General features: G+C 59.6%; 14 protein-coding genes. 7 read left to right on the top strand and 7 right to left on the bottom strand.

Translation table 11 applies throughout. The features are described from left to right. From FP026_RS00550 to FP026_RS00520, 7 genes are all read right to left on the bottom strand, one after another. Entirely contained in the window at positions 1–1,482 is a 1,482-nt protein-coding gene (locus FP026_RS00550) for a CpaF family protein (protein WP_149632706.1), read from the bottom strand. A 75-nt stretch (positions 1,483–1,557) separates the two neighbouring features. Next, positions 1,558–2,829, bottom strand: coding sequence for an AAA family ATPase (locus tag FP026_RS00545; RefSeq protein ID WP_149632705.1), 1,272 nt, complete (start codon positions 2,827–2,829; stop codon positions 1,558–1,560). Positions 2,830–2,866: 37 nt separating this feature from the next. Continuing rightward, positions 2,867–3,604: a CpaD family pilus assembly protein gene (locus tag FP026_RS00540; RefSeq protein WP_149632704.1), complete on the bottom strand. Its 738-nt coding sequence runs from the start codon at positions 3,602–3,604 to the stop codon at positions 2,867–2,869. A gap of 55 nt (positions 3,605–3,659) precedes the next feature. Beyond that, the gene (locus FP026_RS00535) at positions 3,660–5,165 is read right to left on the bottom strand and encodes a type II and III secretion system protein family protein (protein ID WP_149632703.1); all 1,506 of its coding nucleotides are present in this window, start codon (positions 5,163–5,165) and stop codon (positions 3,660–3,662) included. Positions 5,166–5,179: 14 nt separating this feature from the next. Then, positions 5,180–5,995, bottom strand: a complete 816-nt coding sequence (gene cpaB, locus FP026_RS00530; RefSeq protein WP_149632702.1) for a Flp pilus assembly protein CpaB — start codon at positions 5,993–5,995, stop codon at positions 5,180–5,182. Positions 5,996–6,156: 161 nt separating this feature from the next. Continuing rightward, on the bottom strand, positions 6,157–6,669 hold the full coding sequence (locus FP026_RS00525; RefSeq protein ID WP_149632701.1) for an A24 family peptidase: 513 nt from the start codon (positions 6,667–6,669) through the stop codon (positions 6,157–6,159). Between the two features lie 94 nt (positions 6,670–6,763). Then, positions 6,764–6,946 carry a Flp family type IVb pilin gene (locus FP026_RS00520; RefSeq protein ID WP_149632700.1) on the bottom strand — a complete coding sequence of 61 codons (183 nt, stop codon included), beginning with the start codon at positions 6,944–6,946 and terminating at the stop codon, positions 6,764–6,766. Positions 6,947–7,350: 404 nt separating this feature from the next. Here FP026_RS00520 and FP026_RS00515 point away from each other — a divergent pair, with 404 nt between their 5' ends. The 7 genes from FP026_RS00515 to FP026_RS00485 all read left to right on the top strand — a co-directional run bounded on the left by FP026_RS00515 (position 7,351) and on the right by FP026_RS00485 (position 12,879). Then, positions 7,351–7,776: a pilus assembly protein N-terminal domain-containing protein gene (locus tag FP026_RS00515; protein WP_149632699.1), complete on the top strand. Its 426-nt coding sequence runs from the start codon at positions 7,351–7,353 to the stop codon at positions 7,774–7,776. Between the two features lie 154 nt (positions 7,777–7,930). Then, a complete protein-coding gene (locus FP026_RS00510; protein WP_149632698.1) occupies positions 7,931–8,566 on the top strand; it encodes a TadE/TadG family type IV pilus assembly protein in 636 nt (211 codons plus the stop codon). A 14-nt stretch (positions 8,567–8,580) separates the two neighbouring features. Continuing rightward, positions 8,581–9,153: a TadE/TadG family type IV pilus assembly protein gene (locus tag FP026_RS00505; protein ID WP_149633127.1), complete on the top strand. Its 573-nt coding sequence runs from the start codon at positions 8,581–8,583 to the stop codon at positions 9,151–9,153. Between the two features lie 136 nt (positions 9,154–9,289). Then, positions 9,290–10,510, top strand: a complete 1,221-nt coding sequence (locus tag FP026_RS00500) for a phosphopentomutase (RefSeq protein ID WP_149632697.1) — start codon at positions 9,290–9,292, stop codon at positions 10,508–10,510. Continuing rightward, a complete protein-coding gene (locus FP026_RS00495; RefSeq protein WP_149632696.1) occupies positions 10,507–11,475 on the top strand; it encodes an adenosine deaminase in 969 nt (322 codons plus the stop codon). The genes FP026_RS00500 and FP026_RS00495 overlap by 4 nt, the downstream gene beginning before the upstream one ends. A 121-nt stretch (positions 11,476–11,596) precedes the next feature. Next, on the top strand, positions 11,597–12,226 hold the full coding sequence (upp, locus tag FP026_RS00490; RefSeq protein WP_149632695.1) for a uracil phosphoribosyltransferase: 630 nt from the start codon (positions 11,597–11,599) through the stop codon (positions 12,224–12,226). 128 nt (positions 12,227–12,354) lie between these two features. Continuing rightward, the gene (locus tag FP026_RS00485) at positions 12,355–12,879 is read left to right on the top strand and encodes a TIGR02281 family clan AA aspartic protease (RefSeq protein WP_149632694.1); all 525 of its coding nucleotides are present in this window, start codon (positions 12,355–12,357) and stop codon (positions 12,877–12,879) included. The last annotated feature ends 89 nt before the right edge of the window (positions 12,880–12,968 follow it).

Below are 12,968 nucleotides of genomic sequence, written 5' to 3'. Positions count from 1 at the left end.
CTATTGCGCCTTCTGTTCCATCTCGTCGAGCGCGGCTGCGAGCCGCCGCTCCTCATTGTAGTAGCGGGCGCGATCCCAGAAATGCGGCTTGCCGATGCCGGTGGAAACATGCCGGCCGATAATCCGGCCGTTTGCGTCTTCGCCCTCGATCTCGTAGCGCATCAGATCCTGCGTGATGATGACGTCACCTTCCATGCCGATGACTTCGGTGATCTGCGTGATGCGGCGCGAACCATCGCGCAGGCGCGCAGCCTGGATGATGACGTCGACGGAGGTGGAGACGATCTCGCGCACGGTTTTGGCCGGCAGGCTGAAGCCGCCCATGGCGATCATCGATTCGATACGGCTCAGGCATTCGCGCGGTGTGTTGGCGTGGATGGTCCCCATGGAACCGTCATGGCCCGTGTTCATCGCCTGCAGCAGGTCGAAGACCTCGGGTCCGCGCACTTCGCCGACGATGATGCGTTCGGGCCGCATGCGCAGGCAGTTCTTGACCAGATCGCGCATGGTGATCTCGCCCTCGCCTTCGATGTTCGGCGGGCGGGTTTCGAGGCGCACGACATGCGGCTGCTGCAGCTGCAGTTCGGCGGTATCTTCGCAGGTGATGACGCGCTCGTCGCGGTCGATATAGTTGGTCAGGCAGTTGAGCAGCGTCGTCTTGCCCGAGCCCGTACCGCCTGAAATGACGACGTTGCAACGCACGCGACCGATGATCTGCAGCAGCGTTGCGCCTTCCGGCGTGATGGCGCCGAAGCGGACGAGCTGATCGAGCGTCAGCTTGTCCTTCTTGAACTTACGAATGGTCAGCGCCGGTCCATCAATCGCCAAGGGCGGCGCAATAACGTTGACGCGCGAACCGTCGGGCAGGCGCGCGTCGCAGATCGGGCTGGATTCATCGACGCGGCGGCCGACCTGGCTGACGATGCGCTGGCAGATGGAAAGAAGCTGCGCATTGTCGCGGAAGCGGATTTCCGATTCGACGGTCTTGCCGCCGACTTCGATGAAGGTCTGGCCGGCGCCGTTGACCATGATGTCGGCGATGTCGTCGCGGGCCAGAAGCGGCTCCAGCGGACCATAGCCGAGCACGTCGTTGCAGATATCCTCGAGCAGTTCCTCCTGCTCGGAAATCGACATCGCGAAATTCTTGATCGTGATGATGTCGTTGACGATATCGCGGATTTCCTCGCGCGCCGCTTCCGGTCCGAGCTTGGAAAGCTGCGAGAGGTCGATCGTGTCGATGAGGGCGGAGAAGACCTGCGACTTCGTATCGTAATATTCTTCGGTGCGGGCCGGCCGGCGACGGCTGGGCGTCTGCATCGGCGGTGGTGCGACCTGCTGGCGCTGCTGAGAAGAATCGCGCGACGGCTCTATCAGCACGGCTGGTGCCGCGGGCGCAGTTGCGGCCGGCGCACGTGCCGGCGCCGGCGGAGGCATCGTGCCGCCGCCTTTTGCAGGACCTTCATTTCCGCGCTTGCCAAACATGCTTTCGATCCAATTCTACTGCTGCATGACTTTCATGAAGGCCCGTCCTCGGGAAATTCATGCGAAATCAAACGACTACTTCCGTTTCAGGAGGCCAAGCAGACCGCCCTTTCTCGCCTTCTTCAAAGCGACACGGCCGGTGACGATGTGCGATATATGCGAGAAGGTCTCGGCGATCGGCGATTTGGGATCCGTCTCCGAAATCATCCGGCCGCTGTTGGCGGCATTGCCGAACAAATTGATGTCGAAGGGGATGATGGCGATCGGATCCGCCTCCAACGGCGCGCAGAACTCCGAAGGATTGATTTCCGGGCGCTTCGGCATGCCCACCTGATTGAGAATGAGGTGCGGACCTTTGTCGTTGGGCCGCAGCTTGCGCAGAGCATCGATCAGGTTTTTGGCATTACGCAGATTGGCGAGATCCGGGGCCGCACAAATGACGACCTCATCGACGGCGGCAAGCACCGAGCGCGTCCATTCCGTCCAGACATGGGGTACGTCGAGGACCGCCACCGGCGCGCTGCGCTGGAGAACGTCGAGCACCGGCAGGAAGGCCTGGCCCTCGAAATCATAGGCGCGATCCAGCATGGAGGGCGCAGCCAGCAGCGACAGGTGCTGCGAGCATTTTGTCAGCAACCGGTCGAGAAAGACCTCGTCCAGGCGCTCCGGCGCGTAGACGGCCTCGGCAATCCCCTGTGCCGGATCCTGATCGAAGTCGATATTGGCCGTGCCGTAGGGCAGATCGAGATCGGCAAGGATGGTTTCGGTGGAGAAAAGGCTCGAGATGCCGAAGGCGCAATTATGCGCGATGGTGGATGCGCCCACCCCACCCTTGGCGCCGATGAAGGCAATGCTGCGGCCGAGCGGTTCGGCATCGGGATCGATGAAGATCGCCGCCATCGCCGTCATCAGGTCGACCATATCGGTGGGTTGCACGATATATTCCGAGATGCCGTTGCGGATCAGCTCGCGGTAGAGGCCGATGTCGTTGTGGTAACCGACGATGACGACCTTAGTGCTGGGATCGCAGACCGCGGCGAGCGGCTCGAGCTCGGCCAGTAGACCGCGCGGACTGGCGCGCGTCTCGAGAATAATCAGATTGGGGGTCGGCGCCGAAGCGAACATGTTTGCCGCTGCCGCGACGCCGCCGCTGGTGATCCGGAAACTGACTTTGGACATGCGCCGATCGTTGGCGCATTGGTCCATCACCTGCTGCAGCTGCTCGCTTTCGCAGAAGGCATGCACCGAAATGCGCGGCAACGGCCGTAGATTGTCGAGATTGCCCGGGCGCGAGACGTCTTCGGCCTCCGCGGCGGTCGAGCCAATATCGTATTCGATGGCGTTCATGATGTCATCCTGTTCCGCCGGCGGACAATCGTCTTGCTCATTGACCAGCTCCGGTGAAACCACCAAGGGTAGCGGTGCTGATCGGGACCGAGCCCTTGCGGTAGTTGTCGATCACCTTGCTGCGCTGATCGGTATCGATGGGCGACACGGCCCTGGGTGAGATCAAATCCGTCGGATTGGCGACTTGCGCCGCGAGGTTGTGCTGCGTCGCGCAGCCGAAATTGTAGTAGTTCTGATTGTCGAAGGCGTTGTCGGAAAGATCGTCAGGCCATTGACCGCAGCTATTGGTCAGAGCCGTCGTGGCCGTGAAACGCAGACGGATCGGAGCTGCATCGCCCGGGTCACCGGCCCCATAGTAGCTGTCGACGATGCGGGCCGACGGGATGCCGTTCGCAACCAACTCCCTGCGGATCTGCTGACGCAGCGTAGATGCCGCCAACGAATTCATCGATCCTCTGGGTGCAAGGATTTCGACCGTACCGCTCGCATGAGCTCGATAATCCTGGACAAATCCGCGAATGGTGTCGCGCATTCCCGTCGTGAGGCGACGGTCGCTGGCGGCAACCGGGATATCGAGATTACGTTCCTTCTCCGTCAACACGATCGGATGACGCTGCCGGTAATCGTCGTTGATAGCACTGGTGGTCATGCGATCACGTGAATCGGCGCAGCCGCTGATGGCGGCAGCCGTCAGGATCAGGGCCGGTGCTATCAGAGCTAGCCGGGAGAAACGGGGCCGGCCGATACGAGGCGCATTGCGTTCGGGGCAGGCCATTTTTAGATCTCTCGTTGATCCGGTTGAAAAGGCGCGCTTCATGGTCGGTGTCTCCTCACTTGTAGATGAAGCCGACGGTGCCGTGGAAATCGGCGTCGGCGACCGGCGGCCCATCCTTGCGGCCGTAGATCTTGTTGACACGATTCATGAAGAAGCCGCTGATATCGTTGCTCGGCGAGAAATTGTCGTCAGGGCGGGCAAGCTGGCTGCGGGCGACCGGGCGCACCAGATAAGGTGTCGCGATGATGACCAGCTCAGTTTCGTCGCGCTGAAAGCTCTTCTGGCGGAACAGTGCGCCAAGGATTGGAATCTTCGAGGCGCCCGGCGTGCCGTTGGTGGTCTGCTGAATGGTATCGCTCAAGAGACCGGCCAAAGCGATCGAACCGCCGGACGGCAACTCCACCGAAGTATCAGCGGCGCGCTGGTTGTAGGTTGCCGTGCCGGCGTTAGCCGTACCAACCGGATTGGAAACCTGGGTCTGCACATGCAGCGCGATTCGTCCGGCAGACAGCACGACAGGCGTGAAGGCTAGGCTGATACCATAGGTGAAGGGTGTGACCGTGACGGTCCCGTCCTTGTTCGCGACGGCGTACAGCGTCTGACCGCCGGAATTGAAAGTCGCCGCCTGGCCGGAGATCGCCGTCAACGTCGGCTCAGCCAGCGTACGGACGGCACCGGCTTGCTCAAGAGCATTGAGATAGGTGCTGATATCGTATTTGCCGATGGCGGTTTTGAACAAGCTGGCCAGGCCGCCGCCGCCGGCTGCCGCAGTCCCATCGGAGACAGGACTGCCAAGCTGGGCTACCGTCAGGCCGGAAGAATTCCTGACGAGATTGTCAAAGCCGATCTGCTTCAGCACGCTGCGTTTGATCTCGGCGACGGTCACCTTGAGCGTCACCTGATCTTCGCCTTCGATCTGCAACATATTGACGATCTGTGAGGTCTGCCGTGTTTCCGCGAAAATGGCGACCGCATTGTTGTCGCCGCTGCCCGAGGCGGTCTGGTTTCGAGTCGTCGCCTCGCCGCCTTTGAGGAACGCCTGTGCAAGCTGCTCGGCACGTGTCGCATCCTGAGGCGTGCGCACCGTGCCGGTCAGGACAATGTTGTCGGAAACGATCTCGACGTTGATGTCGGAATCCGGAATGAAGCGCTTGAGGTTGACCTGCAGGCCGGCAATGTCGCGCTCGATCTGGAGATCGAGGCTGACGATCTCCTTGCCGTCGGCGCCGAAGACGAAGATGTTGGTCTGGCCGACGGTCTTGCCGAAAAGGTAAATACGGCGCGAGGTGCGCGTCACCGCATCCGCCATCTTGGGATCGGAAACAAGAATATCATGCGCGTCGGCCGGCAGATCGACGACGAGCGCCTTGTTGAGGCCAAGCTTCAATGTGCGCTTCGTGCCAAGGCCGGCGATGGTGACGATGCTGTCGGAGCCATCAGCAAGGGCTGCGGGTGTGCGCAGAAAGGCCGGAAGATCCGCCAGAGGCAGACCGGCAAAGGCGACCGAGAAGGAGAGGATTGCAGTGAGAAGAAGGCTGGCTTTGTTGCTTGTTCTGAACATGATGTCGCCCCTTCTCATTGTGGTTTCGGCCCAGTCGGGCCATCGGTCACGATCGCTCCCGACTTGATGACCTGGACAAGCCCGCCGCCATTGTCGCCGGCCAGAAGATAATCGGCCGCTGTCGTATCGGGCTGCTGCGCATCGGCGACGGAGCGCAATGCCAGTGTCAGGCGATCGGCCATCTGGTGCGCGACGGCCAGAACCTTCGTCTGGTCCGGCGTCAGCTCGAGCGTCGCGGTGGCACCGACCGCAGCCTTGCTTCCATCCTGCTTTTCCTCGATCTGCTGGTCGACGGCCAGGACGCGCACGTTGCTCAGCACCGTTTCCGTGACGAGCTGCTGCTGCGAACCCTTGCGGACCATGATCACATCGACGCGATCATTCGGGAGGATGAAACCGCCAGCACCGGTGGCGACGGAAATCTCGGTGGCGACGGCCCGTTTGCCGGCCGGCAGCAACGAAGAGAGGATGCGGCTATTGGAATCGGCGACCTTTTCCTCGCGGATCGGTTCGCCCTCGAATATCGGCAGGCGAACGACCGCGCCATTGAGATCCTTCAAGGCATCGGGCCGATCGCTCTGGGTAATGAGACCTTTGACGACGCCGCTTTCCGGCCATGCCATCCACTGAATCGATTTTTCGTTCAGACGGGAGCCGACGGGCAGATTGGCGCTCGCAACCAGCACATTGATCGTTGCTTCCTTTTGCACGATCGCCGCGACCTGCTGGGGCACGATATCGCGCGAACCAGCCAGGCGCATCGCCAGCAGGCCGGCCATCCCGGCCGCGGCGGCTGCCACTGCGAGTATCATTATGCGAGCGGGTTTCATGGTCATTCCTTGAGGAACAAGATTCTTTGCCCTGCAGAATGACCGACAATTGGTGTAATTATGGTTAATGGTAGGTTACATTTATGATTACTTAACCATAATTACTTGGTTTATATTAGACTTCCTTCACATGAGAAGAAATTATAGGCGCTTGTTGCTGTTTAGAATACCCGCTGCGTCGCTATGATAATAAGCGGCGAAGCCGGGAAGGCGAGGAAGCCGCCAATGGCAATGGCAACGCCGTAGGGAATCTTCTCGGCACCAAGCAATGAATTCGGCAGCGGCAAGCCTATTGCCGTGATGGCATCGGATTGAGAGCGCAGCAGGAGGACGACGACCGTCAACACGCCGCCAAGGAGCGAGACGTAAACCAGAAAAGCAAGAAGGGAAGGATCGAGGCCGAACCAGAGCGCGGATACCGCCAGCAGCTTTGCATCGCCCCCGCCCATGACGTTTATGGCGAACATCATGAAGCAGCAGCAGAAGACGACAGCTGCAGCACCCAGATGCATCCCGATCTCAGTAAGAGGCAAGCCCAGCAGTGGCGCGAGGACGGCAAAAGTGCCGAGAAGAATGAGCGATATCCGGTTCGGTATCGTCATGGTCAGAAGATCGGAGATGGCCGCAACCGACATGCAAAGCGGGAAAATCAGCAATGTCGCGGCTTCAAGCATCTCGAGCGCCCGTACTAAGTTATGAAATCCAAAAACCGCCCAATATTCTGGGCGGTTTTCTATCTTATGTACCTACAACGCTTATCGCAGAAGCTTAGTACTTTGCAGCAGCGTTGTTCATCTTGTTGGCGATGCCGGTAAAGGTGCTGCTGAGCGAATTACCCAGCGTCGTGGCAGCGGTGATGATAGCAACCGAGATCAGGGCAGCGATCAGGCCATATTCAATGGCGGTCGCGCCGGATTCATCCTTCAGGAAACGCGAAAAAAGCTTGGACATAAGTTTAACTCCACTTTGTTGACAGCACGTCCGCCAACTGTTGCCGTTGATCGGATGAACTGCACGGTAGTCGTCCGCCGTTTCCATCGCTTTAAGGAATTGGGTTAATGAACTTTGAATAACGAAGTGAAAAAAGAATAGTAAATATCGAATTCATGTCTTGCCATGCATTTTTAAAGAACTTCTTCAGCTAAAAGAAAATTATTAGATGCATGAATATTAGCAGCTTATACGATTCGTCTCAAAGTAACGCAAATAGGACATGAACGCCTAAGGTAAAAGCCATTTACGGGACATTTGCATCATAAATGCACGGCCGGCGCCGCCCTTAATCGTTCATTCACCATTCTTTCCCATTCTGTCCGACAAACCCTTTCGCCATCCGCTTTCCAAGAGGCCAAGCCATGCCAATCGGCGGCAGAACCGCATTCCTAGCCGCGATTGTCGCCATGGCCGGCTTGATGCCGCAGCTCTCCAGCGCTGCCGGAGAAAGCCTGCTGCGCGTCTATATGGATCACGCGCGCGTCCTGAAGCTCGATCGCCCCGTCAGCAAGGTCATCGTCGGCAATTCACAGGTCGCCGACGCGACCGTTGCGGATCCAAAGACCATCGTGCTGACCGGCCGCAGCTTCGGGACGACGAATATCATCCTGCTAGATACCGACGGCAACGCCATCGTCGATGAGCAGATCCTGGTGTCGATCGATGAAGGCAATACGGTCCGCGTTTTCCGGCAGACGGACCGTGCCGTATTGTCCTGCACGCCCAATTGCGAACAGCATGCCCAGCAGAACAACACGGCGACCACGGCCCCGGCGACCGGGCAATAGATCCATTCGATTTAACAAATATTCGAATGTACTTTCTAAAAATTATGCAGCAAGTAATAATCCCGACTTCCTCTAAATATGAATAGAGAAGAGAAACGGATTATCAAGAAAGCAACTCTAGTGTCCTCCGCATATGATTCGCCGCGGATTTCCCATGACGCCAGATAACGCTCTTCTTGCAAATATAGCCCCCGCCAGGCCACGTGCCCGAAGCGGCTTGCGAGAATTGTTGCGTTCTCGGGACGGTGCAGCGGCCATCGAATTCGCCATGCTTGCCATTCCGTATTTCTTGATCGTCTTTGCCATTATCGAGACCTTCGTCGCCTTTACTGCCGAACAGGTCGTTTCAAACGCCGTCGACACCCTGGCGCGCCAGATCAGAACCGGGCAGATCACGTCCGATCCCAACAAGACCTCCTATACGAAGTCCCAGCAGTTCCGTCAGGCGTTCTGCAACGAGATTGCCGTGCTCATCACCTGCTCCGCATCCGAACTGCAGACGCCGGCAAGCCTCTACCTCGACGTGGAGAGCTATTCGAGCTTCGCATCCATGCCGACGACGATCCCTCGCAAATCGTCGACCGATCCCTATTCCGATCTCAATACTTCGGGTTTTACTTTCGCGCCCGGCGGCGCCAAGTCGCTCAACATGGTGCGCGCCTATTACCGCTGGCAGGTCATTACGGATCTGCTGCGCCCCTATCTTACCAACGTGCGTCCATCCGACGGCTCGGCGTCCGTCTATCTCATCGTTGCGACCGCCGCCTTCCAGAACGAGAATTATCCGTGAGCCGCCTTGCGACCATGATCGAAAAGGACACGATGTCGTCGGGCATTCTGCGGCGCTTTGTCCGCGACGAGCGCGGCGTCGGCGCGATCGAGTTCGCCATCCTTTTTCCCGTATTGCTGATGCTTTACCTCGGCGCCTTCGAGCTCACCGTCGGCCTCAATGTCTCAAAGCGCGCAAGCAGGGCGGCGGGATCGATCGCCGATATCGTCTCGCAGCAGTCGAGTGTTACCAAGTCGGTGCTTGCCACCATGCCTTCCGTAGCGGGCGCGATCTTCGCGCCCTACGGCACGACCGGCACGACCTTGAAGATCACCGGCATTGCCATCGACGCGACGGGCAAGGCAACGGTGGCATGGTCCTGGGCACAGGACGGAACAGCCCCCTATTCTTCCGGCACGACCATCACCGTGCCGGCCAATATGAACCAGGCAAGCACCTTCCTGGTCCGCAGCGAGCTTTCCCTTCCCTACCAGCTCATCAGTTTCGGCGCCAATTTCCTGCCGAGCGGCACGAACCAGATCACCATCAGCCGGCAATATTACTATCGTCAGCGCGTCGGCAATTCGATCAGCTGCAGCGATTGCTGAGCGCCTTCCATCGAGACCGAACCTCGGCGTGCCACTCCAAACGGAAAATTGCCAACTCGATGCCTCCGTTATATGGGTGACGTCCAATGTCCCGGAAGACCTCCTCCGGGGTGACGACATTCTTATCGGGTGATGTATGGCGCGCGCCTTTCTCTTCGTTCTGGATTCTTTCGGCGTCGGCGGCGGCCCGGATGCGGCAAGCTATGGCGATGAAGGCGCGGATACGCTCGGCCATATCGCCGAATTCTGCGCGGCAGGCGCTGCCGACCGCGAAGGCTTGCGCCAGGGGCCGCTGGTGCTGCCGAATATGTCGGGCCTCGGCCTCATGGAGATAGCCAAGGCGGCAACGGGCAGCTACCCCGCCGGCATGCCGCTGCCGGAAAAGCTCTATGGTATTTATGGCTGCGCCAGCGAAGTCTCCCGCGGCAAAGACACGCCGTCGGGTCATTGGGAGATCGCCGGAACGCCCGTCATGTTCGATTGGGGTTACTTTCCGGTCGAGGGCGATGCCTTTCCGCCGGAGCTGGTGAAAGCCATATGCGAGGCGGCCGATCTGCCCGGCATTCTCGGCAATTGCCATGCCTCGGGCACCGATATCATCGCCAAGCTCGGCGAAGAACACATCCGCAGCGACAAGCCCATTTGCTACACCTCGTCCGATTCCGTCTTCCAGATCGCCGCGCACGAGCAGCATTTCGGTCTCGATCGGCTGATCGGCCTCTGCAAGATGGTGCGTACGCTACTCGACTCCTATAATATCGGTCGCGTCATTGCCCGCCCCTTCGTCGGCGAGACTGCTGCCACATTCGAGCGTACCGGCAACCGCGGCGACTTCTCCGTTCTGCCGCCGGAGCCGACGCTGCTCGATCGCCTCGTCAAGGCCGAGCGCACGGTGCATGCCGTCGGCAAGATCGGCGATATCTTCGCCCATCAAGGCGTTTCTCGGGTCATCAAGGCCAATGGCAACATGGCGTTGATGGATGCGACGCTGAAGGCCATGGACGAAGCCGAGGACGGTGATCTGGTCTTCACCAATTTCGTCGATTTCGACATGGTCTACGGCCATCGCCGCGACGTGCCGGGCTATGCCGCAGCGCTCGAAGCCTTCGATGCGCGGCTGCCTGACGTGCACAAGAAACTGAAGGCCGGCGATCTCGTCATTCTGACGGCCGACCATGGCTGCGACCCGACCTGGCGCGGCACCGCTCACACGCGCGAGCGCGTGCCTGTCATGGCTTACGGACCGGGCATCCGGTCGCGCTCCATCGGCATCCGCCAGACCTATGCCGATATCGGCGAGACGGTCGCGCGTCATCTGGGCATTGCGGCAGGGCCGCACGGGAGGAGTTTCCTTTGACATCGCATTTGAAGAAAGTGGAGCTGCACTGCCATCTGGAGGGCGCGGCTCCACCGGCGCTGACGCTCGCACAAGCGGAAAAATACGGCGTCGACACCAGCGCCTTCCTGAAGGACGGCGTTTACCTCTGGAAGGACTTTGCCGAGTTCCTCGTCTGCTACGACAAGGTCTCCGAAGTCTACCGCACCGAAGAAGACTATGCGCTGCTGACGGAAACCTATCTGGAAGAGCTTGCCGAGATCGGCACGATCTATAGCGAGCTCATCGTCTCGCCCGACCACGGCGACCGCATCGGCCTCGGCGCCGACGCCTATATGGCGGGCGTTTCGGCCGGCATCCGTGCCGCCAAGGCAAAGACCGGCATCGAGGCGCGGCTGATCGTAACCGGCGAACGGCACTTCGGCCCCGAGCGCGTGGTGAAGGCGGCGGAATATGCCGTCAAAAGCGACAATCCGCTGATCACCGGCTTCAACATGGCCGGCGAGGAGCGCATGGGCCGAGTCGCCGATTATGCCCGCGCCTTCGACATCGCGCGTGAGGCGGGCCTCGGCATAACAATCCATGCCGGTGAGGTCTGCGGCGCCTTTTCCGTTGCCGACGCCGTCGACCTGGTTCGCCCTCACCGTATAGGCCACGGTGTGCGCGCCATCGAGGATATGGATCTCGTCAGGCGCCTTGCCGATCTCGGGACCGTGCTTGAGGTGTGCCCCGGCTCCAACGTCGCGCTCAACGTCTTCCCGGATTTCCAGTCACACCCGCTGCGCAAGCTGCGCGACGCCGGCGTGCGGGTGACGATCAGCTCCGACGACCCGCCCTTCTTTCACACCTCGCTGAAGCGCGAATACGAGCTGGCCTCGTCAGCCTTCGGCTTCCGCGACGAGGAGATCGATGCAATGACGCGCACGGCAATCGAGGCGGCTTTCGTGGACGAGGCAACGCGGGCGGCATTGCTCGGAAAGCTGTAAGAGCAGGGTTTAGGCCGCAGATTGGGGATGAAATCTCGCAGAGCGGCCTATTTTCTTGCACCAGAGGCGATTTCCGTGAAAGAAACATCTCATATCGCGGAATTACTGGAAGGCTGAAATCATGGACGGCGTCACTGTCATCGATCACCCGCTTGTGCAGCACAAGCTCACAATCATGCGCAAGAAGGACACGTCGACGGGGAGCTTCCGCCGGTTGCTGCGCGAGATTTCGACGCTGCTCTGTTACGAAGTGACGCGCGACCTGGAACTGACGATCGAGACCATCGAGACGCCGCTGCAGCCGATGGATGCGCCGATCCTGGAAGGCAAGAAGCTGGTCTTCGCCTCGATCCTGCGCGCCGGCAACGGCCTGCTTGAAGGCATGCTCGACCTCGTGCCCTCGGCCCGCGTCTCGCATATCGGCGTCTATCGCGATCATGAAACGCTGCAGCCGGTCGAATATTACTTCAAGGCACCCGAGGACATCTCCGAACGCCTGATCATCGTCGTCGATCCGATGCTGGCAACAGGCAATTCCTCGATTGCCGCGATCGACAAGCTGAAGGAACGCGGCGCGCATAATATCCGCTTCCTCTGCCTGCTGGCGGCTCCCGAAGGCATCGCCAATTTCCGCAGCGCGCATCCGGACGTGCCGGTCTTTACCGCCGCCATCGACAGCCATCTGAATGAGAAGGGCTATATCGTGCCCGGTCTCGGCGACGCCGGCGACCGCATGTACGGCACGAAGTAAATCTGCTTTTATACTCTTTATAAAAGCCCGGCGGTTATTCAACTGCCGGGGCTTTTTATTGATTGCTTTAGCGTCCTTTCAGCACACTCGGCTTATAGATCGTATGGCCCACAGGAGGGGCCTTGCCGATGCTCGTTCGCGTTCTTGTCGTTGCCGGTGTTATTGCCGTTGCGGCAACCCAAGTGCCGATGCTGGTGAATAGCTATAACGAGCACGCCGCAAAGCCGGCGCCTGTCGAGGCAGTCTCGCTTGCGCCGCCGAAAGCCGAGGCTCTCGTTTCCTATGGTAGCGTTCAGCTGCGCGCCAATGCGGGCGGGCACTATGAAGGCGATTTCACCATCAACGGCCGCTCCGTGCACGGGATGATCGATACCGGCGCAACCTATGTCGCGATGAACGAAAGCACCGCGCGCAGTCTCGGCTTCAGCAGCGTCGATCTCGACTATCGCTACCCGATCCAAACGGCGAATGGCGCATCCAAGGTCGCCCATGTCAAACTCGACCGCCTGGAGATCGGCACGATCCGCGTTCGCGATGTCGATGCCGTGGTGGCGAAGGACAGCGCGCTGAGTACGACGCTGATCGGCATGAGCTTCATGAAGAAGCTGAACTCCTTTGGAGTCCAGAACGGCAATTTGCTGTTGAAGCAGTAGAATGGCCGAGCCCCATGCGGAGCCGCCGACTAGAACATTTCCGCTTTTCTTCGAATCGCGAAAATGCTCTATCTCCTTGTTTCTTTACG

Source organism: Martinezella tropici (assembly GCF_008370325.1).
GTDB classification, from domain to species: Bacteria; Pseudomonadota; Alphaproteobacteria; order Rhizobiales; family Rhizobiaceae; genus Rhizobium; species Rhizobium tropici_B.
This window is presented reverse-complemented; position numbering and strand designations above follow the sequence as displayed.